Here is a 26,217-nt window from a genome sequence, read left to right on the forward strand (position 1 = left end):
TCATAACTGTTTGATGGTAATGGAGGAGGGTTCCCGCGTGGCGCCGGCTTCTTCGAGGCGCCGCAGGTAGTCGGCCCACCAGCCTGACTGGTGCCGAGCCATTTCGTACAGGTAATCCCAGCTGTACAGGCCGCTGTCATGCCCGTCGTCGAAATGCAGCTTGAGCGCGTAACGTCCGGCCTGGGTGATGTTCTTGAGGCCGACGTCCTTCTTGCCGACCTGCAGCACGGCGGTATCCGGCCCGTGCCCCCGCACCTCGGCGGAAGGCGAGTAAACGCGCAACAGCTCGGCCGGCAGACGGTAGGAGGTCCCGTCGGCGTAGCCCAGCTCGAGTTCGCGGGCCCGCTGGTGATAGTGAATGCGTGTCGGGATGGGAGCGGACATGAGCACCTCCGGTGAGCTTGAAGCTGGAAGAGCGCCGCTGCGCGGCTGGATGCATGAAGAAAACGCTTAACTCAAGCGTGGAGAGCCACATGATGATTGTCGAGCTTCGAGCTTCGAGCTTCGAGCTTCGAGCTTCGAGCTTCGAGCGGCTCGTGGCCCGAAGCCCGATGCGCATGCTCTAGAGAATGTAGCGGGACAGATCTTCGTCGGTGGCCAGTTCGCCGAGCTGCTCGTCGACATAGGCGGCGTCGATGGTCAGCGGGCTCGCCATGTCACCTCCCTGGAAGGAAGGTTCCTCGAGCAGGCGCTCCATGACCGTGTGCAGGCGACGGGCGCCGATGTTCTCGGTGCCGTCGTTGACCTGCCAGGCGATCTCGGCGATGCGCGCGATGCCCTCGTCGGTGAAGTTCACTTCCAGGCCATCGGTGGCCAGCAGCGCCTGATACTGCTTGGTCAGCGCGGCGGACGGCTCGGTGAGGATGCGCTTGAAGTCATCCGGCGTCAGCGCCTGCAGTTCGACCCGGATCGGGAGACGCCCCTGCAGCTCCGGAATCAGGTCCGACGGCTTGGAGAGGTGGAACGCCCCCGAGGCGATGAACAGGATATGGTCGGTCTTGACCATGCCGTGCTTGGTGGACACCGTCGAGCCCTCGATCAGGGGCAGCAGGTCGCGCTGCACGCCTTCGCGGGAGACGTCGCCGCCACTGCCGGAATCACCGCGCTTGGCGACCTTGTCGATCTCGTCGAGGAAGACGATGCCGTTCTGCTCGACCGCCTCGATGGCGCGGTGCTTGATCTGCTCTTCGTTGACCAGCTTGGCGGCTTCCTCGTCGTGGAGCAGGCGCCGGGCTTCCTCGACGGTGACGCGACGCGTCTCCGACTTCTGCTTGCCCATGTTGGAGAACATGCTCTGCAGCTGGCTGGTCATTTCCTCCATGCCCGGGGGCGCGGAAATGTCGAAACCGCCGCCTTGCGGCGTGATCTCGATGTCGATTTCCTTGTCGTCGAGCTGCCCTTCGCGGAGCTTCTTGCGGAAGGTCTGGCGCGTCGAGGACTCGTCACGGGCATGATCGTATTCGCTGCCGCGCGGACGCGGCAGGAGCGCATCCAGAATGCGCTCCTCGGTGGCGTCCTCGGCCTTGTGAGCGACTTCCTCCTTGGCCTGTTCGCGCACCATCTTCATGGCCATCTCGACCAGGTCGCGGATGATCGATTCGACGTCGCGGCCGACATAGCCGACCTCGGTGAACTTGGTCGCCTCGACCTTGATGAAGGGAGCGCCGGCCAGCTTGGCGAGACGCCGGGCGATCTCGGTCTTGCCCACCCCGGTCGGACCGATCATCAGGATGTTCTTGGGGACGACCTCGCCGCGCAGCGAGTCGTCGAGTTGCATGCGGCGCCAGCGGTTGCGCAGGGCGATGGCAACGGAGCGCTTGGCTTCCTGCTGGCCGATGATGTACTGGTCCAGTGCGTGGACGATCTCGCGGGGAGTCATCTGTGTCATGACGTGGCCCTATGCTGCCCGGGAGCGTGAGCGTGCCTCACAGCTCCTCAAGGGTAATGTGATGATTGGTGAAGACGCAGATATCGCCGGCGATCTCGAGCGACTTCTCGGTGATGGTGCGTGCGTCGAGGTCGGTGTTCTCGAGCAGCGCGCGCGCCGAGGCCTGGGCATAGTGGCCGCCGGAGCCGATGGCGATGATGCCACGCTCGGGCTCGACGACGTCGCCGTTGCCGGTGAGGATCAGCGAGGCGTTCTTGTCGGCTACGGCAAGCATCGCTTCCAGGCGGCGCAGGGCGCGGTCGGTGCGCCATTCCTTGGAAAGCTCGACGGCGGCCTTGACCAGATGCCCCTGGTACTTGTCCAGCTGGGCCTCGAAGCGTTCGAACAGGGTGAAGGCGTCGGCCGTGCCGCCGGCGAACCCGGCCAGCACCTTGCCGTGGTGAATGCGGCGCACCTTGCTGGCGTTGCCCTTCATCACCGTGTTGCCGAGCGAGACCTGACCATCGCCGGCCAGTGCGACATTCTCGCCGCGGCGTACGGATACGATCGTGGTCATGGGATGAAAACTCCTTGTGGGGTGTCGGGCACCCGATGACGTGGTTGCCGAGGCGCCCGTGGCCCTTGGCGATGAACGCTGGCGGTGAACGCCATGATGCCCACCGTAATGTGGGCGGCGCGCGGGGAAATCAAGTCGCGCGCACGCCGCTCAGTTCTGCAGCTTGATCAGCAGCGGTTCGATGCCTTGCGTCACCATCAGGTCCTGGGCGCGCGACAGTTCGCGCGTGTCCTGATAGGGGCCGACCTGCACGCGATGCCAGGTCTCGTCGTTGGAGGTCTGTACCTTGGTGATGTTGGCGAGCAGGCCGAAGTCCTGCAGGCGGCTGGCCAGACGCTTGGCATCGGCGACATTGCGGAACGAGGCGGCCTGCAGCATGTACTTGAGGCCGTCGGCGGAAGGATCGGCGGCCACCTCGTCGGCACGCTCGTCATCCGCCTCGTCCGTGCTCGCACTACCGCCGGCCGCCGCCGTGGAGTCATCCACCTTGGGCGCGATGACCTCCGATTCCGGCAGCAGGGTGTAGAACTCGAACGTCGGCATGCGTGATTCGGTGGCTTCCGGCGCTGACGAGCCGGAAGCACCACCGGCATCGTCGTTGCCGGTGTCGCGGCTTTGCGAGGCGCTGTTGGTGGGCTTGGGCACCACCGTGGCGACCGGTGCCGGTGCGGACTGCTGGAAGTATTGCGCAAGCGCGAAGCCGGCGATCAAGCCGACCACGCCCCACAACCAGCCCGGCAACCCCGCGCGCGCCGGCTTGGCCTGCCGCTTGCGGGTGGTGGCGCCACGCGACGCCGGGCGACGGTTGGCTTGTCCTTTTTGAGCGGGACGGCGAGCCATTTACATCTCCTCGGGTGCGCTGACGCCCATCAGGTCGAGGCCGTTGCGGATCACCTGACGCGTGGCCAGGCCCAGAGCCAGACGCGCATTGCGCAGCTCGTCATCCTCGACCATGACCTTCACCGCGTTGTAGCAAGTGTGGAAGTCGGCAGCCAGGTCCATCAGGTACTGGGCCACTTGCTGGGGCTCGCGCATCCGCGCGGCCCGTTCGACGACCTCGGGGTAGCGCGCCAGGCGATTCATCAGCTCCTTTTCCTGGGGCGCGTCGAGGCGGCCAAGGTGCTGCATGGCCAGGTCGCGGTCGAACGCTTTGCCAGCGTCCTGCGCGCGACGCATGACGCTGCACACGCGCGCATGCGCATACTGGATGTAGTAGACCGGGTTGTCGTTGGACTGCGAACGGGCCAGGTCGATGTCGAAGGTCAGCTGCGAGTCGGAGCGCCGCGCGGCGAGGAAGAAGCGCGTGGCGTCACGGCCCACTTCGTCGATGAGGTCGCGCAGTGTCACGTAGCTGCCGGCGCGCTTGGAGAGCTTGACCTCGACGCCGGAGCGCGTGACCAGCACCATCTGGTGCAGCACATAGTCCGGCCAGCCCTGCGGGATGCCGGCTTCCAGCGCCTGCAGGCCGGCGCGCACGCGGGTGACCGTGGAGTGGTGGTCGGCGCCCTGCTCGTTGATCACGGTGGTGAAGCCGCGCTGCCACTTGTCGAGGTGGTAGGCCACGTCCGGCAGGAAATAGGTGTAGCCGCCGTCCTTCTTGCGCATCACCCGGTCCTTGTCGTCACCGAAATCGGTAGTGCGCAGCCAGGTGGCGCCGTCCTCTTCATAGGTGTGACCGCCCTCGACGAGGGCCTTCACCGTGGCATCGACCTTGCCGTCGTCGTAGAGCGAGGACTCCAGGAAGTAGACGTCGAAGGCGACGCCGAAGGCCTTGAGGTCGAGGTCCTGCTCGCGGCGCAGGTAGGCGACAGCGAAGTCGCGGATGGCGTCGAGGTCGTCGGGCGCGGCGCTGGCGGTGACGTCGCGGTCGTCGGCGACCACCGTCTCGCCGGCCAGGTAGGCCTGGGCGACATCGTTGATGTAGGCGCCGCGATAGCCGTCCTCGGGCCACGCGGCGTCGTCCGGCGTGAGGCCCTGGACGCGAGCCTGCACCGACAGGGCGAGATTCTGGATCTGCGCGCCGGCGTCGTTGTAGTAGAACTCGCGGGTGACCTCGAAGCCGGTGGCTTCCAGCAGGCGGCACAGGCAATCGCCGATGGCGGCGCCACGGCCGTGGCCGACGTGCAGTGGCCCGGTGGGGTTGGCGGAGACGAACTCCACCTGCACTTTTTCGCCGGCACCGCTCAGGCTGCGGCCGAAGGTGTCGCCGGCATCGAGGATCGCGGGCACGACCTGGGCGGCGGCGTCGGTGGCGGCGAAGAAGTTGATGAAGCCGGGGCCGGCGATGTCGACCTGTCGAATGGCGTCGCTCGGCGGCAGCGCCGCGACCAGGGCCTCGGCGAGGTCGCGTGGCTTGCGGCCGGCCGGCTTGGCGAGAGTCAGTGCCAGGTTGCTGGCATAGTCGCCATGGGCCTTGTCCTTGGTCGGTTCGACCTTGACGGTCAGCGGGGCGTCCGCGGGCAGAATGCCTTGCTGCTTGAGCTGCGTGCCGGCGGCCTCGAGCAGTTCGATGATGGTCTCTTTCATGAAATTCCGATGTCCTGTGTCTGGCGCGCGACAGGCCGGCGAGCGCCAGGCTGCGCTAAGAGCGTTGGGCCGGCCATTATCGGCGATTGGCCGCCGCCTTTAAACCCAGGCGCGCCATACTCGCCGGTGGAGGGAGAGGCGCCGTCCGGAGTGGCTCAACTCAAGGTTTGCGGGTCGATGTCCAGCGAGGCGCGCACACGCCGGCCATCGGGATGGTTCTCCAGCCACTGCACGAGCCAGGCGCAGGCGCGGTGAAGGCTGCTGCGTCGCGTGTCGGAGAGCATCACCTGCATGTGATAGCGATTCTGGCGGCGTTCCATGGGGGCGGGCACCGGGCCCAGGCAGGTGACGGTCGATCCCTGGGCGGCCAGCCATTCACGCAGCGCTTCGGCGGCGTTGCCGGCGACCTCGGCGACGTGCGTCTCGCGTGCCGCCTCGAAGCGTGCCAGGGCGAGGTGGCGGAAGGGGGGCAGGCCGGCCAGGCGACGCTCTTCCAGCAGTTGCCCGGCAAGCGCTTCGTAGCCACTGTCGGCGAGCAGGCGCAGGTTGGGGTCGTCGGGGTGCAGGGTCTGGATGAGCACACGTCCGGGGTGTTCGGCGCGCCCGGCGCGCCCGGCGACCTGTACCAGTAGCTGGGCACTCTGCTCGAGGGCGCGGAAATCGCTGGCGTAAAGGCCGGCATCGGCGTTGACCACCACGACCAGGGTGACGTGAGGCAGATGGTGGCCCTTGGCAAGCATTTGCGTGCCGACCAGCAGACAGGGCTCGCCGCGGCGGATTTCGCGCAGAATCTCCTCGAAGGCTTGCTTGCGACGCGTGCTGTCGCGGTCGATGCGATGCACCGGCGTGTCGGGGAACAGCGCGGCGAGCGTCTCCTCGGTACGTTCGGTGCCGCTGCCCAGCGGCCGCAGATCGCCGCTTTCGCAGGTCGGGCAGGCGTCCGGCAAGGCTCGATGGAAGTCGCAATGGTGACAGACCAGTTCCTGAGGCTGGCGGTGCAGCGTCATGCGGGCGTCGCAATGCGGGCACTCGGCCAGCCACCCGCAGGCATGGCAGGCCAGGGTGGGGGCGAATCCGCGGCGATTGATGAATACCAGCACCTGCCCGCCCGCGTTCAATGCCTGCCGAATCCCTTCGATGGCGGGCGGAATCAGGCCGCCCTGGCGCGGGCGGCCGCGCAGGTCGACCATTTCCAGCCGTGCAGGGGCGTGACGGTTGGCGCGCTGCGTCAGGCGCAGATGCCGGTAGCGGCCACCGCGTGCCTGGGCGAGGGTCTCCAGCGAGGGGGTGGCGCTGCCCAGCACGATGGGAATGCCATCGCGGTGGGCGCGAGCGATGGCCAGATCGCGGGCGTGATAGCGCAGCCCTTCCTGCTGCTTGAAGGAGCCGTCGTGTTCTTCGTCGATGACGATCACGCCGGGCATGGCCAAGGGCGTGAAAACCGCCGAGCGCGTGCCGATGACGATCGGGGCCCGGCCCGTGCGCGCGGCGTCCCAGGCATCCAGGCGTTCGAGGTCGGTCAGTCCCGAGTGCAGGGCGACGACGGGTACCTGAAAGCGTTGCCGGAAGCGCGACAGAGTCTGGGGCGTCAGGCCGATCTCCGGCACCAGCACCAGCGCCTGACGGCCCCGCGCGAGAACCGCCTCGATGAGCTGCAGGTAGACTTCGGTCTTGCCGCTGCCGGTGACACCATGCAACAGACAGGGGTGGTAGCGGTCGAGCCCTTCATGGAGCTCGGCCAGCACGCCGGCTTGTTCGCGGGTCAAGGGCAGCGAGGGCTCGGCCAGCCGCGTGCTCGATGTCTCGGCGGGGGCGGCGACGGGTTCCTCCCGGCGGTCGACGAGCCGCTTGGCGAGCAGGCCTTCGAGCTGGGCGCGCGTGTACCCCTGGGCCGTGATGGCGGGCGTCATCAGCCCCCGGGGATGCTGGCGCAGCATGGCCAGCAATTCGGCCTGGCGAGGCGCGCGTCCCGGGGCGGCATCGTCGCCTTGCCGGGCGATCCAGCGTTCCTGCTGGCGTGCCTGCAGAGGCCGGCCCTGGCGCAGGGCCACGGGCAATGCCTGGGCGATGGTGTCGCCCAGCGGGTGCTGATAGTAACGCGCCGTGAACTGGCAGAGCCACCACCAGTCGGCGGACAACGGTGCCTCGTCGAGGCAGGCGTGCACCTGCTTGAGCTGCTGCGCCGGGAGATCGCTGTGCTCGGTGCACTCGACCACCACGCCGACGAGCTGTCGCCGTCCGAAGGGCACCTTGACGCGCAAGCCCGGGCGCCAGCCGCAGGCGGGCGCCTCGCGACAGGGGCGGTAGTCGAAGAGCCGGCGCAGCGGCGTGGGCAAGGCGACCCTGAGAAAGCGTGGCGCAGGAACGGTGCTCGTCAAGAATCCTCCGGACAGGGCAATAGGCGGCGTGCCTCATCGATGGGGCGCCATGGGGCATCTTTCCATCGGTATCGCGGCGCTGCTATAATGTGCGGCCCTCGGCAGCGGGCCACGGCATATCGCACCGGGGCCGCATGCCGAATCAATCGGTTGCATCATATCCAACCCGTGTGCGGTGCCTGGCATCGACCAGGTGGCGGCGCACCATAGCGTGAGGCATCAAAATGAAACAAGCTATTCATCCCGAATACAAGAAGGTCACGGCGACCTGCTCTTGCGGCGCGACCTTCGAGTTTGGCTCCACGGCGCGTGAAGACTTCTACGTGGATGTCTGCTCGCAGTGCCACCCGTTCTATACCGGCAAGCAGAAGCAGGCGACCACCGGTGGTCGTGTCGAGCGCTTCAACAAGCGTTTCGGTGCGGCGATCAAGCGCAACTAAGCGCTGCGTCACGCCATGCGGGCATCGCCGGATGCCCGCCGAAAGACCCGCCTCTCACGGCGGGTTTTTTTATTTTTGAAAGCCCGTTCCCAGGCTTCGATAAGCTTTGTTTTATGCCTGGAATGCCATGCATAAGATTCAACAAATGGCTGGTAAATGCTTCAAACGATCGCTTAAAAGTCTTTAATGTCGCGAACTTGGCATAAGTTGTTCGGTGGAACGTTTTTCTATATTCTGGCGGTCACGCCTCCATGCAGATGACTGGACAAAAGCTCATGAGTGACGAAAAAAGACAAGCGGCGCTGGATTATCATGCCAAGCCGATTCCCGGCAAGTTATCCGTCGAGTTGACCAAGCCGACCGAGACATCGAAGCACCTGGCGCTGGCGTATAGCCCCGGCGTGGCCGAACCCTGCCGCGAGATCGCCAAGGACGTCGAGAACGCGTACCTGTATACCGGCAAGGGCAATCTGGTCGCCGTGGTGTCCGATGGCAGCGCGATCCTGGGGCTGGGCAATCTGGGGCCGCTGTCCAGCAAGCCGGTCATGGAAGGCAAGGGCGTCCTGTTCAAGCGCTTTGCCGGCATCAATTCCGTGGACATCGAAGTCGATGCCGAAAGCCCGCAGGCCTTCATCGACACCGTGGCGCGTATCGCCGATACCTGGGGCGGCATCAACCTCGAGGATATCAAGGCGCCGGAGTGCTTCGAGATCGAGCAGGCGTTGATCGAGCAGTGCAACATTCCGGTGTTTCACGACGATCAGCACGGCACGGCCATCGTCACGGCCGCGGGGCTGCTCAATGCACTGGATATCGCCGGCAAGCGCTTGGAAGACGCCAGGATCGTGTGCCTGGGGGCAGGGGCGGCGGCCATCGCCTGCATGAAGCTGCTGGTCTCGTGCGGTGCGCGTGCCGAGAATATCTTCATGCTCGACCGCAAGGGCGTCGTGCACAGCGAGCGCGATGACCTCAACCAGTACAAGGCGATGTTCGCCACCGAGACGTCGCGCCGCACGCTGGACGACGCCATCGAAGGGGCCGATGTCTTCGTGGGTCTCTCCGGGCCCAACCTGCTCAAGCCCGAGCAGCTCCAGCGCATGGCCGCGAACCCGGTGGTCTTCGCCTGCTCCAATCCGGACCCGGAAATCCACCCGGACGTCGCCAACGAAACGCGTGATGACGTGATCATGGCCACCGGTCGTTCCGACTACCCCAACCAGGTCAACAACGTGCTGGGCTTCCCGTTCATCTTCCGCGGGGCCCTGGATGTGCGCGCCACGCGCATCAACGAGGAGATGAAAGTGGCGGCTGTGCATGCCTTGAAGGATCTGGCGCGCGAGCCGGTGACTCGCGAGGTACTGGATGGCTATGGCATCGAGTCGCTCGAGTTCGGGCGGGGCTATATCATTCCCACGCCGCTGGACTCGCGGTTGCTCGATCGTGTCTCCTCGGCGGTGGCGCAGGCGGCGGTGGACACCGGCGTGGCCCGCAAGCCCTATCCGGCGCACTACCCGCTGACCAGCATCAAGGACGTCTACGGTACGCCGTAAACCGCCTTGTCAGACGCCTGCGCTCGCAAGATGCGAGGCGCCAGGAACGCACGGGCCGCTCCATGGAGCGGCCCGTGCGTCGTTGTGGCAGTGGCGAAGTCACCAGCTGTAAAGCAGTGACATCGATGTCGTGCGATCAGTGTTGGACTCGGCGTCGTCCGGCGGATCGGTGTTGTTCTTGAGCTCATAGGACATCTTGAGTGCCAGATGCGAGTTGAGCTGGGCGGTGAGCGACGTGATCGAGCGTGTCGTGGTGTTGCGCGTGGCGGCCTCGGTGGAGATTGCCTGCTCGAAGTAGGCGCCCTCCGACAGGTCCCAGCGATAATCCAGCGCGGCATAGGCCAGGCCGAGGTCTTCCTCCTTGCCGTCCACGTAGGCGTCGTGACGGTAGCCCGGGCCGAATTCCGTCGACAGGGTATGGTCCGGGCCGTCGAGCCATTGGCGACCGTAACCGCCGATGGTGGTGAACTGATAGTCGTAACCGCTGAAGCGATCCTTTTCCCAGCGTCCAAAGCCGAACAGGTAATGAGGGCCTTGCAGGTCGTAGCGTTCACGCCCGGCCACGAGGTACTGCTCGGTGCTGGTTTCGTCGTTTTCCTGCACGCTGCGCGTCTCGCCGCGCAGCGTATGCGTGTGGCGTCCCGTCAGCCAGGTGAGGCGGCCCTTGGCGAGCAGCGTGCGGCTATTGCTGTTGCCGGAGAGATGCGTGTAGCCGAGCTCGGCTTCGCCGCTCATCTTGGGCGCGTCTTCCTGCGGGGCGGGAGGCGCATAGAACAGATCGGCATGCACGGGCAGTGCGGCGATGCCCAGCAACGCGCACAAGAGCCATCGCAAGTGGTGCGATACGAGCATGGTGGACTCCCTTTCAACAGGCGGTTCTCGGTCGGTGATGGGGGAGCTGGCGTGCTCATGGGGTGGCCGTGACGGCCACCCCGGGTTGCGGTCTTCAGAAGATGGCATCGTAGGTGCCGGTGCCCTGTGAACCGCTGCGATCCTCAAGCTCGGGCTGGATCGAGCGCGGCTTGTAGTCGGGCAGATTGTCCTTGCGGAAGATTTCCTGCATGCCGCCCGGTTGATCGTTGTGCAGGCGCAAGCCGGTTTCCGGGTCGATGCGCACGGCGACGACGTCGTCGGGGCGCGAGGGCATGCTTTCGGGCTGCCCGTCCAGTGCCTGGCGCATGAACGCCTTCCAGATCGGCAGGGCGGCCTGCGAGCCGTACTCGCCGGTCGTGGTGTTGTCGTCCTTGCCGACCCATACCGTGGCGACCAGGTCGTCGTTGAAGCCCGAGAACCAGGCGTCGCGCTGGTCGTTGGTCGTGCCGGTCTTGCCGACGATGTCGGGCCGGTTGAGCTCCAGCGCACCCCGGCCGGTACCCTTCTCGATGACGTCGCGCATCATGTCGCGAATGATGTACATCGTCTCGGGGTCGGCCACGCGCTTGGCGATGCGTCGAGTCTCGCCGTCGATCACGGTGGTCTGCTGGTCGGGGTCGCACTCCCGGCACGCGACCACGGGGTTGGCCTGTTCGATGACCTCGTTGTCGCTGCCCCGTGTGACCGACTGGATGTACCACGGGGCCACCTGGAAGCCGCCATTGGCGAGCACCGCGTAGGCATTGGCCATTTCCAGCGGCGTCAGCGAGGCGCTGCCCAGGGCCAGTGACAGGCCGTGGGGAAGCCGCCCCTTGGCGAAGCCGAAGTTCTCCAGGAAGCTCAGGGTATTGTCCAGCCCCAGCGACTGCAGGACCCGGATGGTCACCAGGTTGCGCGATTGATAGAGCCCGACGCGCAACCGGGTGGGGCCGCGGAATTCGCCCTCGGCGTTCTCGGGGCGCCAGTCACCGCCCACGTCGGACATGACCACCGGCGCATCGTTGATGATCGTGGCGGCGGACATGCCGTTCTGCAGTGCGGCCAGATAGATGAACGGCTTGAAGATCGAGCCTGCCTGGCGTTGTGCCTGGATGGCGCGGTTGAACTTGCTGGCCGAGAAGCTGAAGCCGCCCTGCAGGCCGCGAATGGCACCGGTCTGCGGATCGATGATCACGATCGCGCCCTGGGCGCCGGGCACCTGGGAAAGGCGCCAGTCGCCGTCATCGGTGCGCATCACCCGGATCAGGTCGCCACGCTCGGCGATGGCGGCGGCGTTGGCGGGTACCTCGCCGCGCCACTCGGCACTGTGGTACTCGCGTGCCCAGTCGAGGCCGTCCCAGCCGATCGTCACCACGCCATCGTCGCGGGTAAGCACCTGCAGCTGGCGGTCGCCGGCTTCGACGACGATGCCCGGTTCGAGAGGGCCATGACGGGGCGTCCGGTCGAGGACCTTGACCCAGTTGCTGACGTCGCCGTCGACGCCCTCGATCGACTGCTCGCTGCTCTTGGCGGCCTGGCGGGCGGTTTTCATGACCTCGGGGGATTCGGACAGCTCTTCCTCGAGTCCCTGGGCATCCGTGTTTTCCTGGGCTTCCACCAGGCTCGAGGGAATGTCGGTTTCCTCCGGGCCGCGCCAGCCATGGCGGGTATCGTACTCGATCAGGCCGTTCACGAGGGCGCTACGCGCGAAGGTCTGCAGGCGACTGTCGATGGTCGTCTTGATCTGGAAATTGTCGGTATAGGCGTCATCGCCGAAGCGTTCCACCGCGTACTGGCGTGCCATTTCGGCGATGTACGGGGCGTTGACCTCGAACTGGGACTGCGCGCGGTGCGCGGTGATGGGCGCCTTGACGGCCGCCTGGTACTGGATCGGATCGATGAAGCCCAGCTCGCGCATGCGCAGCAGTACCCAGTTGCGGCGAATCAGCGAACGCTCGGGATTGTTCAGGGGGTTGAGCGCCGACGGGGCCTTGGGCAGGCCCGCCATCATGGCCAGCTGCGGCAGGTCGAGCTCGGCGAGTGGCTTGTCGTAGTAGCTTTCCGCGGCGGCACCGATACCGTAGGCGCCATTGCCCAGGTAGATCTTGTTGACGTAGAGCTCGAGGATGTTCTGCTTGTCGAGCACCTGTTCCATTTGCAGGGACAGCAGAATCTCGCGAATCTTGCGCGTGAATGTCTGGTCCAGCGTGAGCAGATAGTTGCGCGCCACCTGCATGGTGATGGTACTGCCACCCGACTGAATGTTGCCGCTCGTGGCAAGCTCGAGGGCCGCTCGCGCCAGTCCTTTGGGGTCGATGCCGGGATGCTCGAAGAAATGGGCGTCCTCGGCGGCCAGCAGGGCATCGATGAAGGACTGGGGGATGTCGTCGTAGCTGACCGGCGTGCGGCGTTGTTCGCCGAACTCGCCAATCAGCTTGTCGTCCTGGGTGTAGACGCGCAGCGGCGTCTGCAGCTCGAATCCCTGAAGTTGCCGGACATCGGGCAGTCCCGGCGCGAAATAGATACCGGCGCCCACGGTGGCCAGCACGCAGCCCAGTCCCAGGGAGACGATCAGCCATAGGATGGACGTTAACAAACGTTTGAAAAGCTTCATGAAAAGGCGTTTTCCGTCGTGTCGGGTGGCGGTCTGGCCGCAATGAATGGTGCAATCCTTTGCCAACGGCATTATAAGAACGCAGCCGCACGCGGGCTAGCGTTGATGCGGATCGACTGTCACGGCAGTATGCGTAATGTAACCTTATGCAGTACGGCATGCCTCATACGATAGTGTGGCATGCCAACGAAAAGCGGCATGCCCATGCGCCTGGCCGGCGGGGCAGAGAAGGGCGGCGTCGATGACCGCCACGCCGACAATATTCGCGGGGTATGACAGTGTGGCGGTTTAAAAAATCCCAGAAAGGGTTGGTAGGGGTGGATATCACCTCGGCGACCGTCAAGTTGATCGAACTCGAATCGTCGGGGGCGGGGCATCGCATCGCCAGTTACGCCGTGCGGCCGTTGCACGAGGGGGCGGTCGTGGAGCGGCGCATTCGCGACCTCGATGAAGTCGCCAATACGCTCACGCGAGCGGTGGAACACGCGCGGCCGCACTCCCGTCGTGCGGTGGCGGCGGTGCCGGCCAGCGCCGCCATCACCAAGACGCTGACCTACCCGGCAAGCTTGACCGACGATGAAATCGAGGCGCGGATCCAGCTCGAGTCCGAGCGCCATATCCCGTTTCCGCTCAACGAGGTGGCCTTCGATTTTCAGCGCCTGGGGCTCAACGCCCGCTACCCCGATCAGCAGGACATCCTGCTGGTCGCGTGCCGGCTTCAAGACGTCGACCGCCTGGCCGACGTGTTGCGTCGTGCGGGGCTCGAGCCCGCCGCGGTGGATGTGGAGACCTTCGCCATGGAGCGGGCGGCCGGTGAGTTGCTGCTTGGGCAGGCGGCATCGCAGCCCGACGATGAGTGCGTGGCCCTGGTCGATATCGGCGCCAACATGAATGCGTTCCATGTGCTCATCGATGGACGCATCGCCTATACCCGCGACAACGTGCTGGGCGGGCGCCACCTGACCGAGGAGATTCGCAAGCGCTACGGCCTGAGCCTCGAGGAAGCGGGGCTGGCCAAGAAGCGCGGCGGCCTGCCCGAGGATTACGAGCTCGAGGTGCTGACGCCGTACATCGACATGCTGATTCAGCAGGTCGGGCGTTCGCTGCAGCTTTATTATACCTCGGGAAAACCCCGCGACATTCAGCGCCTGGTGCTGGCTGGCGGTTCGAGCGTGATTCCGGGGTTGCGTGAGCGGCTTGCCGCGCAAAGCGGCCTGGAGGTGGTGATGGCCAACCCGTTCAGCCGCATGCGTGTGGCATCGCGCGTCGATGTGCAGGCCCTGGCCAGCGACGCGCCGGCCATGCTCACCGCCTGCGGACTGGCCATGCGAGGGCGGCGATGAGCATCGAAATCAACCTGTTGCCGTGGCGGGAGGCGTATCGTCAACGGCGCACTCGACGCTTCTACATGGCACTGGCGATCGTTGCCGTCTCGGCACTGCTCTGCGGGTGGGGACTGTCGTACTGGTACCAGGCAGGCATCGATGCCGAGCGTGGTCGCCTGGCCCTGATCGAGCGCCGCACCCAGGCGCTCGATCAGGACATCGCGGCGGTCAAGGATTACCGCGAACTGCGCGGCCGGATGCTCGACCAGATCCAGTTGATCCGTGAACTGCAGTTCAGCCGACCGCAAACGGTACGGATCTTCGATCAGCTGGCGGCGACGCTGGTCGAGGGGGTGCATTACGACCGTCTGACCCGTAAGGGCGATCGACTCGACCTAAGCGGTGTGGCGCGTGCCAACCGTCGCGTCTCCGACCAGCTTCGCCAGCTGGCGTCGTCGCCGGTCTTCGCCACGCCTGAATTGGCCGACGTGCATGCAGTGGATGGCGTGCCGTCCTTGAAGCGTTTCAATCTGAGTGTCGAGACGCGCACGCCGCGTCGCGACGACGACGGGGAGTCGCCATGAGCCTGCGTACCCAGTGGCGACAGCTGCGCGAGGTCGAGTGGCGCGATCTCGACCTCAAGGAGGCCGGGAGCTGGCCTGCGTTATTGCAAGGATTGTGTCTGATCGTGCTGTTCGTGGCGGTCTTCTGGGTCGCTCAATGGTTTCTGGCCGCGCCGCGCCAGGCCACCCTGGATTCGCTGCAGGCACGCGAACGGACGTTGCTGGCGGAATACGAGGCCCGAGCCTACCAGGCCGCCAATCTCGATCAGATGCGGACCCAGATGGCGGAGCTCGATGCGCGCATGCAGGCGTTGCTGGAAATGTTACCCAGCGATGCGGAAATCCCCGCCCTGCTGGACGACATCAGCGATGCCGCGCAGGATCACCAGCTCGTCATCGATTCGATCCGGCTGCGTGCGCCGGTGCCGCAGACGTTCTATATCGAGCAACCCTTCGACATCGAGGTGCGCGGCGGCTACCACGAGATCGCGGCATTTCTGGGCAGCGTGGCGGCGTTGCCGCGTATCGTCACGCTTCACGATTTCACGCTGACGCCGGTGAACGAGGGCGACACGCTGCGTCTATCGTTGCTGGCGCGCACCTACAGCTACCGCGAGGATGCCGATCCCAAGGCACGCGCCGGGAACCCGGAGGGCGGCGATGATTGATCAGGCGAAGCCGTGGCTGCGAGGGATGGCCCTGGTGGCGGGCCTGGCCGGGGTCGTCGCGATCGGCGGCTGTCGCGATGCCGACCTGGCCTCTCTGGAGGCGCATCTCGATGCCTTGCGGGAACGCCCCGAGGGCAATATCGATGCGCTGCCGCCCGCGCCGGTCTACCGTACGGCGCATTACACCCAGGCCGGTCAGCGCAGTCCGTTCCGCGCCACGCGCGAGTCGTCGGGGACCGAGTCGGCGACGGGGCAGGCCGGGCGTCCCGATCGCGAGCGTCCGCGCGAGCCGCTGGAGCAGTTTGCACTGGAGCGGCTCGAGCTGGTGGGCACCCTGACGGTGGCCGGCCGGCCCTCTGCGCTGATCCGGGCTCCCGACGGCCACGTCTACCGGGTGTTTCGAGGGCATTATCTGGGCACCGACTTCGGGCGCATCACGGCCATCGGCGACAGCGGCGTCGAGCTGATCGAGCGGGTGCGGGACGCTGGCGGTGGATGGCGTGAGCGGCACCGCACACTCAATTTCAACGATTCATCCCAAGCCGCCGAATAGACGCGCCGGGCAAGCACCACGTACAGGCATGTTGTCGGATAACGCCAAGAGCGGATGGGAACAGGCAGGGAGATCCATGATGATGCGAACGCTGCGAGGCTGGCTGAGCGGCTGGCTCTGGCTGGTTGGGGTGATCGTCTGCGCCCAGGGGCAGGCGGCGACGCTGACGTCGCTGGACATCGCCCAGCGCGAGGATGGCGGCATCGATGCCATGCTCGGTTTCGACGGGCCGGCGCCTGAGGCGCACAGTTACCGCGGCGACGCGCCGGCGCAGATGATCGTCGACCTGCCGGATACGGCCAGTGGGCTCGAGCAACGCACGGTCGAGGTCGGGCAGGGCGGGCTGCGCGACATCAGCGTCGTCGACGCTGCCGAACGCACGCGTCTGGTCTTCGGACTGACGTCGCCCCAGGCATATTCGGTCCAGCGCCAGGGCGATCGTCTGAGGGTGCGATTGGGCAGCGAGGCGATCCCGGATGGCGTGACGTCCATCCGCGATCTCGATTTTCGCCGAGGCAATGCCGGCGGCGGGCGGCTGGTGGTGACCCTCGATGCGCCCGGGGTGTCTCCGGAAACCTCGGTCGACGGCAATACCCTGACACTGACGTTGCCCGGCACGCGCTTGCCCGACGCATTGGATCGCATTCTCGATGTCAGCGACTTCGCCACACCGGTGTCGCGTATCGTGCCGAATCGCCAGGACGATGCCGTGACCCTGACGCTGGAGAATCGCGAGCCCTTTCAGCATCTGGTGACGCAGCGCGGTGATCGCCTGATCGTCGACGTGCAACCCCGCAACGAGCAGACCAGCGATGCCCGGGACGCCTCGCCGACCTATACCGGCGAGCCGATCAGCCTCAATTTCCAGAATATCCAGGTGCGTGAGGTGCTGTCGGTCCTGTCCGATTTCAGCGGGCTCAACATCGTGGCCAGCGATAGCGTACAGGGCAGCGTGACACTCAATCTCCAGCAGGTGCCCTGGGATCAGGCATTGGCATTGATCCTGCAGAGTCACGGGTTGGCCAGCCGCCGCAACGGCGACGTGATCGTGGTGGCGCCCGTCGATGAACTGGCGCAGATGGAACGTCAGACTCTGGAGAACCGCGCTCAATCCGAGCAGTTGGCCCCCCTGGTCACCGACTACGTGCAGGTGCGCTATGCCAAGGCCACCGATCTGGCGGCGATGCTGCGCGGCAGCGAAGGCTTCGGTCTGCTTTCCGAGCGCGGGCGCGTCACGGTCGATGAGCGCACCAATACCCTGCTGGTGCGTGATACCCGCGAGCAACTGGCCAGCATCCGCGGCATGCTCGAGCGGCTCGACGTGCCGGTGCGCCAGGTGCAGATCGAGGCGCGCATCGTCATCGCGCGCGACACGGCGTCCCGGGAACTGGGCGTCAACTGGGGCATCTCGCAGCGCCAGGGCGTCACCTTCGATGACGACGGCGTGGGCAGCGTGGTGGACCGCAACCCCAGTGGCGCCAACCGCGGCTCCGCCGGCTTGTCCGTGGACCTGGGCGACAGCGACGGCAGCGGCTCCACCTTCAGCTTCGGTTACCTTTCCGGCGATGTCCTGCTCGACCTGGAATTGCGCGCCCTGGAAAGCGAGGGCAAGAGTCAGACCATCTCTCAGCCCAAGGTGATCACCGCCAACCAGAAGACGGCGGTCATCAAGCAGGGACAGGAGATCCCCTACCAGGAGTCGACCTCGTCCGGTGCCACCAACGTGGAATTCAAGGAAGCCGTGCTGTCGCTGGAGGCCACACCGCAGATCACGCCCGACGGCAGTATCGTCATGGATCTGTTGATCAACAACGATACCGTCGCCGACAACAGCTATGATGGTGCACCTGCGATCGATACCAATTCCATCGAGACCCAGGTGCTCGTGGACGATGGTGCCACGGTGGTGCTGGGCGGCATCCTGACGTCCGAACAGCTGCGCAACCTCTACAAGACCCCGTTCCTCGGGGACTTGCCGTTGATCGGTTCGCTGTTCCGCTATACCCAGGAATCCAACGAAAAGGTAGAATTGCTGATCTTCATAACACCCACGATCATCGGAGACGGACAGGCGAATCGCTGATGCAGGGGTTGCCCACGATCATCCTCGTCGGCCCCATGGGCGCGGGGAAAAGCACGATTGGCCGTTTGCTGGCGGCCGAACTCCAGCGCGAGTTCTTCGATAGCGATCACGAGATCGAAGCGCGCTGCGGGGCGAATATCGCCTGGATCTTCGATGTCGAAGGCGAGGCCGGTTTTCGCGATCGCGAAACGGCCATGCTGCGCGAGCTGGCGAGCCTCGATGCCGTCGTGCTGGCCACCGGGGGCGGTGCGGTGATGCGTGAAGACAATCGCCAGGCGCTGCGCGAGCGCGGCACGGTGGTGTACCTGGCGACCTCCGTCGAGCAGCAGATTCGGCGCACCGCGCGCGATCGCAACCGGCCGCTGCTCCGTCAGGGCAATCCCGAGCAGGTGTTGCGCGACCTGTTCGCCAAGCGCGATCCGCTTTACCGGGCCACCGCCGATCTGGTGGTGCGGACCGATCGACGCGGTCCGCGGGCGGTGGTCAACGAGATCATTCGCCGCACCAAGCGTTTGTCCGATCCACTCGACCTCAAGGCTTGATCATGACCGCTTCGACCGCCTCGCCGTCCCAATGCCTGCACGTCGAACTCGACGCGCGGCGCTACCCCATCCATGTGGGGCCTGGTCTGCTCGACGACCCGGCCATGCTGGTGCCATATCTTGCCGGCCGGCAGGTGATGATCGTCACCAACGAAACGGTGGCGCCGCGCTATCTCGAACGTCTCAAGCGAGCGCTGAGCGGTGATGATCGCGACGTGCGCGAGATCGTGCTGCCCGATGGCGAGCACACCAAGACGCTGGCCAGCGTGGAGCGTATCTGGGATGCGCTGCTCGCCGCCGGCTTCAACCGTCGCTGTACCCTGGTGGCGCTCGGCGGCGGCGTGATCGGCGACATGGCAGGCTTCGCCGCGGCGTGCTATCAGCGCGGCGTGGCTTTCGTGCAGGTTCCCACCACGCTATTGTCGCAGGTGGATTCTTCGGTGGGCGGCAAGACCGGCGTCAATCATCCGCGCGGCAAGAACATGATCGGTGCCTTCTGGCAGCCCCGCGCGGTGGTGATCGATACCCAGACGCTCACCACGCTGCCGTCCCGCGAGCTGTCCGCGGGGCTCGCCGAGGTGATCAAGTACGGCCTGATCCACGATATCGAGTTCCTGGCCTGGCTGGAATCGCGCATGACGGCGCTGCGGGCGCTCGACGCCGAAGCGCTCACCGAGGCGATTCTGCGCAGCTGCGCGATCAAGGCGGAGATCGTCGCCGCCGACGAAACCGAGCAGGGGCAGCGGGCGTTGCTCAACCTCGGGCATACCTTCGGGCACGCCATCGAGGCGCACCAGGGCTATGGCAACTGGCTGCATGGCGAAGCCGTGGGGGCGGGGATGGCGATGGCCGCCGAACTCTCGCGGCGTCTCGGTTGGCTAGACGACGCCGAGGTGGCGCGCGTCGAAGCGCTCATCGTCCACGCCGGTCTGCCGGTGACGGCCCCCGCCGCCATGAGCGGTGACGACTTTCTTGCCACCATGCGGCTGGACAAGAAAAACATCGACGCACGCTTGCGTCTGGTGTTGCTGTCGCGACTCGGCGAGGCTTGCATCCACGACGCGACGCCGCCCGATATGCTCGATGCGCTGCTCGCGGACTTCCCCCGCCACTGACGACGCTCGGTCTCGCCCGGCCCCCCTGCACGACGCCTGCCGCTCCGGCAGGCGTTTTTGGTTGTGTCACGGTCCCCGCATGCGGATTTGTGCGCTGACGAATTTCGCGCGACAATATTTCCGTATCGGCATGCCTCATGCGTAATCGGCATGGGGTAGCACAGCAAATTCGACTAAAGTCGATGTTTTTCGACGTGTCGAGGTGCTGCCGTCTAACGCGTTGACATATCAGGGGTTTTGGCGGGAAGGAATAGCTAACTCCGCGATTTTGCGCAGATTTGTGGCGTTGCGGCAGGCAGTGGAATTGCTTGAACAGGGGCCAGGGGCTATGCTGGTCGGCCTTTTTCACGTCCGATGCGCCATCGATTGACGTGCTTTTCGACCCTCAAAAATAAAAGCCAACCGGAAAGCATAACACGAATATTTCTGGACACAAGTTTCAAAAAATTGTGAGGCACGCCCATGATGAGAGGCCTTCACCAGCCTGGCGAGTTCCGTGACAACTGCGGCTTTGGTCTGATCGCCCACATGGAAGGGCAGGCGAGTCATGACCTGCTCAAGACCGCGATCGAATCCCTGACCTGCATGACCCACCGCGGCGGTATCGCCGCCGACGGCAAGACCGGCGACGGCTGCGGCCTGCTGTTCAAGATGCCCACCGACTTCATGCGGGCCGTGGCCCGTGAGGAACTGGCGGTCGAGCTTGGCGAGCGGTTCGCGGTGGGGTGCCTGTTTCTGCCCGACGATGATGCCCGCGAGGCGCGGGCCCGCGAGGTGCTCGAGACCCAGTTGCGCGAGCGTGACCTGCGCGTGAGCGGCTGGCGCGACGTGCCCACCGACGCGTCGGTCTGCGGGCCCATGGCGCTGGAATGCCTTCCCCGGATTCGGCAGGTCTTCGTCGAGGCGGAAGACGCACGCGACACCCAGGCGTTCAACGTCGATCTGTTCATGGCGCGTCGGTATGCCGAGCAGGCGCTCAAGGACGAAGACGACTTCTATATCTGTTCGCTGTCCAGCGAGGTGGTGTCCTACAAGGGACTGATGATGCCCGCGGACCTGCCGACCTTTTATCGTGACCTGGGCGATGAGCGGCTGCACACGGCGATCTGCGTGTTTCACCAGCGCTTCTCCACCAATACCGCGCCGCGCTGGCCCCTGGCGCAGCCCTTTCGGTTCATGGCCCACAACGGCGAGATCAACACCATCGAGGCCAACCGCGGCTGGGCCAATGCGCGCAAGGAAAACTTCCTGTCGCCGTTGCTGCCGGAAATCACCGAGCTCGACGAGATCGTCAACACCTCGGGCTCCGACTCCTCCAGCATGGACAACATGCTCGAGGTGTTGTTGACCGGAGGCATGGACCTTTACAACGCCGTGCGCATGATGGTGCCGCCGGCGTGGCAGAACGTCGAAACCATGGATGGCGATCTGCGCGCCTTCTATGAATACAACTCCATGCACATGGAACCCTGGGACGGCCCCGCCGGCCTGGTGATGACCGATGGCCGTCACGCGGTGTGCATGCTCGACCGCAACGGGCTGCGTCCGGCACGCTGGGTGATCACCGAGAACGGCTACATCACCCTGTCGTCCGAGATCGGCGTCTATGACTACAAGCCCGAGGATGTCGTCGCCAAGGGGCGCGTGGGCCCGGGGCAGATCCTCGCCGTGGACACCCAGACCGGCGAGGTGCTGCACACGCCCGACGTCGACGAGCGCCTGCGTTCGGCGTATCCCTACCGGCGCTGGCTCAAGGAGCACGCGCACTATCTCGAATCGGCGCTGACCGAACTGGCGCGCTTCCAGCCCATGGCGCGCGATGAACTCAACGTCTACCAGAAGATGTTCCAGGTGACGTTCGAGGAGCGCGATCAGCTGTTGCGCCCCTTGGCCGAGGGCGGCCAGGAGGCGGTGGGCTCGATGGGCGACGACACGCCCATGGCGGTACTCTCGCGCCACGGGCGCTTGCTGACCGATTACTTCCGGCAGAAGTTCGCCCAGGTCACCAATCCGGCGATCGATCCGCTGCGCGAAGCCATCGTGATGTCGCTGGAGACCTGCTGCGGTGCCGAGCTGAATGTCTTCGAGGCGACGCCCGAGCATGCGCATCGCCTGATTCTGACCACCCCGGTGCTGTCGCCTCGCAAGTTCACCGCACTGGTGACCCAGGACGACCCGGCGTTCGCCAGCCACACGCTGAACCTGGGCTATGACCCCGAGCGGGACACGCTCAAGCAGGCCTTGCTCGCCCTGTGCCAGCGGGCCGAGGATGCCGCCCGCGACGGCAAGGTGATCCTGGTACTGTCGGACGCCGATCTGGCCCGCGGCAAGCTGCCGGTCCATCCGGCGCTGGCGGTGGGGGCGATTCATCATCACCTGGGGCGCAAGGCACTGCGGCCGCGGGTCAACCTGGTGGTGGAAACCGGCTACGCGCGAGACGCCCATCAGATGGCGGTGCTGTTCGGCGTGGGGGCCACGGCGGTCTATCCGTACCTGGCCTACCAGGTCATGGCGGACATGCATAACACCGGCGAGTTGACCGGCAACCCGGCGGATGCCCGCGAGAACTACCGCAAGGGTCTGCAGAAAGGGCTCTACAAGATCCTTTCCAAGATGGGGATCTCGACGCTGGCATCGTACCGCGGGTCGCAGTTGTTCGAGGCCGTGGGGCTGTCCTCCGAGGTCATGGACATGTGCTTTGCCGGCATGGCCTCGCGCATCGAGGGCACCGGCTTCGCCGAGCTGCAGCTACAGCAGGAATTGCTGGCCCGCGAGGCGTGGATTCCCCGCAAGGGCATCCGTCAGGGCGGTCTGGTGAAGTACGTGCACGACCATGAATACCACGCCTACAACCCCGACGTGGTCATGCAGTTGCAAAGTGCGGTGCAGAGCGGCGACTACGCCAAATGGAAGCAGTTCGCGAAGACCGTCAACGAGCGGTCGGTGGCCACCATTCGCGATCTGCTGGCGCTCAAGCCGGCTCCCGAGCCGCTGCCGCTCGACGAGGTGGAACCGGTCGAGAACCTGCTGCCGCGCTTCGACAGCGCCGGCATGTCGCTGGGGGCATTGTCGCCGGAGGCCCACGAGGCACTGGCGCAGGCCATGAACGAGACCGGCGGGCGTTCCAATTCCGGCGAGGGCGGCGAGGACCCGGCCCGCTACGGCACCATTCGCTCCTCCAAGATCAAGCAGATCGCGTCCGGGCGTTTCGGCGTGACGCCGGCCTACCTGGTCAATGCCGAGGTGCTGCAGATCAAGGTCGCGCAGGGCGCCAAGCCCGGCGAGGGCGGCCAGCTGCCCGGCGGCAAGGTCAACGAACTGATCGCGCGGTTGCGCTACGCCGTGCCGGGCGTGACGCTGATCTCGCCGCCGCCGCATCATGACATCTATTCCATCGAGGATCTGGCCCAGCTGATCTTCGACCTCAAGCAGGTCAATCCGGATGCCCAGGTATCGGTGAAGCTGGTTTCCGAGCCCGGCATCGGCACCATCGCCACCGGCGTGGCCAAGGCCTACGCCGACCTGATCACCGTCTCCGGCTACGATGGCGGTACCGCGGCGAGCCCGCTGACCTCGATCAAGCATGCCGGCTCCCCGTGGGAGCTGGGGCTGCCCGAAGTGCATCAGGCGCTGCGCATCAACAGCCTGCGCGACAAGATTCGTCTGCAGACCGACGGCGGCCTCAAGACCGGCCTCGATGTGGTCAAGGCGGCGATTCTCGGCGCCGAGAGCTTCGGCTTCGGCACCGCGCCGATGGTGGCGCTGGGCTGCAAGTATCTGCGCATCTGCCACCTCAACAACTGCGCCACCGGCGTCGCGACCCAGCATCAGCATCTGCGCGACGAGCATTTCCGCGGCACCGTGGACATGGTCAAGCACTACTTCCGCTTCATCGCCGAGGAAGTGCGCGAGCTGATGGCGCTGCTGGGCGTGCGCCAGTTGACCGACCTGATCGGCCGCACCGACCTGCTCGAGATTCTCGAGGGCGAGACGGCGTCGCAGCGCAAGCTCGACTTGATGCCGCTGTTGCAGAACGATCACGTGCCCGAAGGGGCGCCGCAGTTCTGCCAGGTCGGTCGCAACGAGCCGCACGACCCCGGCGCCAAGAATCAGGAGGTGCTGGAGGCCTTGCTGCCGGCCATCGAGGCCAAGTCGGGCGGTGAGTTCAGTTTCCGGATCACCAACTGCGACCGCAGCGTGGGTGCCCGGGCATCCGGCGAGATCGCCAAGCGCTACGGCGAGGCGGGGCTCGAGGAGGCGCCGATAACCGCGCGCTTCACCGGCGTGGCCGGGCAGAGTTTCGGCGTGTGGAACGCACGCGGGCTGCAGCTCTATCTCGAGGGCGATGCCAACGATTACGTCGGCAAGGGCATGAACGGTGGCAAGGTGGTCATCGTGCCGCCTCGCGAGAGCCGCTTCGAAAGCCACAAGACGGCGATCATCGGCAATACCTGCCTGTACGGCGCGACCGGCGGCAAGCTGTTCGCCTCGGGCACGGCGGGTGAGCGCTTCGCGGTACGCAACTCCGGGGTACACGCGGTCATCGAAGGCGCCGGCGATCACTGCTGCGAATACATGACCGGCGGCCTGGTCGCGGTGCTCGGCGAGACCGGCATCAACTTCGGAGCGGGCATGACCGGCGGGTTCGCGTACGTGCTCGACGAAGATCGCACCTTCGTCGACAAGTACAACCACGAGTTGGTCGAGATTCATCGTATCAATACCGAGGTCATGGAAGCCTATCGGCGCCACCTGCGGGAGATGATCGAGGAATACGTCGCCGAAACCGGCTCCGTGCGGGGCCAGACGATCCTCGAGGACTTTTCCGGTTTCATCCGCCATTTCTGGCTGGTGAAGCCCAAGGCGGCGAGCCTCAACGGCCTGCTGGCCGAATCCCGTCGGCGGCCCGAATGAGCCGGACTTCCAGGTACCAGGAGAGACGATCATGGCAAACCGTCTGAATAACGATTTCCAGTTCATCGATGTCGGCCGTCAGGACCCGGAGAAGAAGCAAGCGCGTGCCCGCGCCCGCGAATTCGCCGAGATCTACGAGCCCTACAAGCCCAGCGAGGCGGCCAGCCAGGCGCATCGCTGCCTGCACTGCGGCAATCCGTACTGCGAGTGGAAGTGCCCGGTGCACAACTACATTCCCAACTGGCTCAAGCTGGTCAGCGAGGGCAACATCCTGGAAGCGGCGGAGATGTCTCACCGCACCAACTCGCTGCCCGAGGTCTGCGGGCGGGTGTGCCCTCAGGACCGTCTCTGCGAGGGCGACTGCACGCTCAACGACGGTTTCGGTGCGGTCACCATCGGTTCGGTGGAGAAATACATCACCGACACGGCCTTCGCCATGGGGTGGCGGCCGGACATGTCCAAGGTCGAGTGGACCGACAAGCGCGTCGCGGTGATCGGCGCCGGTCCGGCAGGGCTGGGGTGCGCCGACATTCTGGTGCGCAACGGCGTCAAGCCGGTGGTGTTCGACAAGCACCCCGAGATCGGCGGATTGCTGACCTTCGGGATTCCCGAGTTCAAGCTCGAGAAGCACGTCATGAAGCGCCGCCGCGCGGTGTTCGAGGAGATGGGCGTCGAGTTCCGCCTGGGCGTGGAGATCGGGCGCGACGTCACGCATGACGCGCTGCTCGACGAGTTCGATGCCGTCTTCATGGGCATGGGCACCTACAAGTACATGGAAGGCGGTTTTCCCGGCGAGGATCTGCCCGGTGTGCACAAGGCGCTGGATTTCCTGATCGCCAACGTCAATCACTGCCTGGGCTTCGAGACGAATCCCGACGACTACGTCTCGCTCGAGGGCAAGCGCGTCGTGGTCCTGGGCGGCGGCGATACGGCGATGGACTGCAACCGCACCTCGATTCGTCAGGGCGCGACCAGTGTGACCTGTGCCTACCGCCGCGACGAGGAGAACATGCCGGGCTCCAAGCGCGAGGTGGCCAACGCCCGCGAAGAGGGTGTGGAGTTCCTGTTCAATCGTCAGCCGGTGGCCATCGTCGGCGAAGACAAGGTCGAAGGCGTCAAGCTGGTGCGCACGCGGCTCGGCGAGCCGGATGCCAACGGCCGTCAGCGGCCCGAGGTGGTGCCGGGTTCGGAGGAAGTGTTCGCGGCCGACGCCGTGATCATCGCCTTCGGCTTCCAGCCCAGCCCCGCCGACTGGTTCGACACGGTGGGCATCGACCTCGACGAGCGCGGGCGCGTCAAGGCACCGGCCCAGGCAAGTTTCGCCTTCCAGACCAGCCATGAAAAGATCTTCGCCGGTGGCGACATGGTGCGTGGCTCCGACCTGGTGGTCACCGCGGTCTATGAAGGCCGCCAGGCGGGCGAGGGCATCCTCGACTACCTCGGCGTCTGAGTCTCGAGCTTCGGCTGTCGGGCAGGACGGAGACATCATCCTGCCCGCAGCCCGCAGCCCGCAGCCCGCAGCCCGCAGCCCGCAGCCCGCAGCCCGCAGCCCGCAGCTGAAATTGAGCGCCCCGCGGTATTCTGCTATTCTGGCGTCCCATCCAGGCCCGGTTCTCTCCACGGCCTTCAGATCACGTTTCGACAGGTTTT

General features: G+C 65.5%; 19 protein-coding genes. 11 read left to right on the forward strand and 8 right to left on the reverse strand.

The annotated features are described in order from the left end of the window. The 6 genes from CSAL_RS03085 to CSAL_RS03110 form a co-directional block, all read right to left on the reverse strand. The gene (locus CSAL_RS03085) at positions 1–384 is read right to left on the reverse strand and encodes a gamma-butyrobetaine hydroxylase family protein (RefSeq protein ID WP_011505906.1); all 384 of its coding nucleotides are present in this window, start codon (positions 382–384) and stop codon (positions 1–3) included. A 178-nt stretch (positions 385–562) separates the two neighbouring features. After that, positions 563–1,888: an ATP-dependent protease ATPase subunit HslU gene (gene hslU / locus CSAL_RS03090; RefSeq protein WP_011505907.1), complete on the reverse strand. Its 1,326-nt coding sequence runs from the start codon at positions 1,886–1,888 to the stop codon at positions 563–565. A 37-nt stretch (positions 1,889–1,925) separates the two neighbouring features. After that, positions 1,926–2,444, reverse strand: a complete 519-nt coding sequence (gene hslV / locus CSAL_RS03095) for an ATP-dependent protease subunit HslV (protein ID WP_011505908.1) — start codon at positions 2,442–2,444, stop codon at positions 1,926–1,928. Positions 2,445–2,594: 150 nt separating this feature from the next. Then, positions 2,595–3,284, reverse strand: a complete 690-nt coding sequence (locus CSAL_RS03100; RefSeq protein WP_011505909.1) for an SPOR domain-containing protein — start codon at positions 3,282–3,284, stop codon at positions 2,595–2,597. Next, entirely contained in the window at positions 3,285–4,970 is a 1,686-nt protein-coding gene (argS, locus tag CSAL_RS03105; protein ID WP_011505910.1) for an arginine--tRNA ligase, read from the reverse strand. It lies immediately after the preceding gene. Positions 4,971–5,125: 155 nt separating this feature from the next. Next, positions 5,126–7,348: a primosomal protein N' gene (locus CSAL_RS03110; protein ID WP_011505911.1), complete on the reverse strand. Its 2,223-nt coding sequence runs from the start codon at positions 7,346–7,348 to the stop codon at positions 5,126–5,128. Between the two features lie 224 nt (positions 7,349–7,572). On the opposite strand from CSAL_RS03110, the gene rpmE reads away from it, so the two are divergent. Both rpmE and CSAL_RS03120 read left to right on the forward strand, forming a co-directional pair. After that, positions 7,573–7,788, forward strand: a complete 216-nt coding sequence (gene rpmE / locus CSAL_RS03115; protein ID WP_011505912.1) for a 50S ribosomal protein L31 — start codon at positions 7,573–7,575, stop codon at positions 7,786–7,788. 275 nt (positions 7,789–8,063) lie between these two features. Next, positions 8,064–9,338: a malic enzyme-like NAD(P)-binding protein gene (locus CSAL_RS03120; protein WP_043557922.1), complete on the forward strand. Its 1,275-nt coding sequence runs from the start codon at positions 8,064–8,066 to the stop codon at positions 9,336–9,338. Positions 9,339–9,437: 99 nt separating this feature from the next. On the opposite strand, the gene CSAL_RS03125 is transcribed toward CSAL_RS03120, so the two are convergent. After that, positions 9,438–10,190: a DUF481 domain-containing protein gene (locus CSAL_RS03125; RefSeq protein WP_011505914.1), complete on the reverse strand. Its 753-nt coding sequence runs from the start codon at positions 10,188–10,190 to the stop codon at positions 9,438–9,440. 94 nt (positions 10,191–10,284) lie between these two features. Further along, positions 10,285–12,804 carry a penicillin-binding protein 1A gene (locus CSAL_RS03130; RefSeq protein WP_011505915.1) on the reverse strand — a complete coding sequence of 840 codons (2,520 nt, stop codon included), beginning with the start codon at positions 12,802–12,804 and terminating at the stop codon, positions 10,285–10,287. 272 nt (positions 12,805–13,076) lie between these two features. Here CSAL_RS03130 and pilM point away from each other — a divergent pair, with 272 nt between their 5' ends. The 9 genes from pilM to CSAL_RS03175 all read left to right on the forward strand — a co-directional run bounded on the left by pilM (position 13,077) and on the right by CSAL_RS03175 (position 26,017). Further along, a complete protein-coding gene (gene pilM, locus CSAL_RS03135; protein ID WP_011505916.1) occupies positions 13,077–14,147 on the forward strand; it encodes a type IV pilus assembly protein PilM in 1,071 nt (356 codons plus the stop codon). After that, entirely contained in the window at positions 14,144–14,713 is a 570-nt protein-coding gene (locus CSAL_RS03140; protein ID WP_011505917.1) for a PilN domain-containing protein, read from the forward strand. The genes pilM and CSAL_RS03140 overlap by 4 nt, the downstream gene beginning before the upstream one ends. Beyond that, positions 14,710–15,360 (forward strand): type IV pilus inner membrane component PilO, encoded by a 651-nt coding sequence (locus CSAL_RS03145; RefSeq protein ID WP_011505918.1) that lies wholly within the window; start codon positions 14,710–14,712, stop codon positions 15,358–15,360. Before CSAL_RS03140 ends, CSAL_RS03145 begins: the two co-directional genes overlap by 4 nt. Then, entirely contained in the window at positions 15,353–15,913 is a 561-nt protein-coding gene (locus CSAL_RS03150; RefSeq protein WP_011505919.1) for a pilus assembly protein PilP, read from the forward strand. The genes CSAL_RS03145 and CSAL_RS03150 overlap by 8 nt, the downstream gene beginning before the upstream one ends. A gap of 76 nt (positions 15,914–15,989) precedes the next feature. Further along, on the forward strand, positions 15,990–17,996 hold the full coding sequence (locus tag CSAL_RS03155) for a type IV pilus secretin PilQ (RefSeq protein ID WP_011505920.1): 2,007 nt from the start codon (positions 15,990–15,992) through the stop codon (positions 17,994–17,996). Then, positions 17,996–18,538 carry a shikimate kinase AroK gene (aroK, locus tag CSAL_RS03160; RefSeq protein ID WP_011505921.1) on the forward strand — a complete coding sequence of 181 codons (543 nt, stop codon included), beginning with the start codon at positions 17,996–17,998 and terminating at the stop codon, positions 18,536–18,538. Before CSAL_RS03155 ends, aroK begins: the two co-directional genes overlap by 1 nt. A 2-nt stretch (positions 18,539–18,540) precedes the next feature. Continuing rightward, complete coding sequence (gene aroB, locus CSAL_RS03165; protein ID WP_011505922.1) at positions 18,541–19,653, forward strand: 3-dehydroquinate synthase; 1,113 nt, start codon at positions 18,541–18,543, stop codon at positions 19,651–19,653. 462 nt (positions 19,654–20,115) lie between these two features. Next, positions 20,116–24,567, forward strand: coding sequence for a glutamate synthase large subunit (gene gltB, locus CSAL_RS03170; protein WP_011505923.1), 4,452 nt, complete (start codon positions 20,116–20,118; stop codon positions 24,565–24,567). A 31-nt stretch (positions 24,568–24,598) separates the two neighbouring features. Then, positions 24,599–26,017: a glutamate synthase small subunit GltD family protein gene (locus CSAL_RS03175; RefSeq protein ID WP_011505924.1), complete on the forward strand. Its 1,419-nt coding sequence runs from the start codon at positions 24,599–24,601 to the stop codon at positions 26,015–26,017. The last annotated feature ends 200 nt before the right edge of the window (positions 26,018–26,217 follow it).

The organism is Chromohalobacter israelensis DSM 3043 (assembly GCF_000055785.1).
Classification (GTDB): Bacteria; Pseudomonadota; Gammaproteobacteria; order Pseudomonadales; family Halomonadaceae; genus Chromohalobacter; species Chromohalobacter israelensis.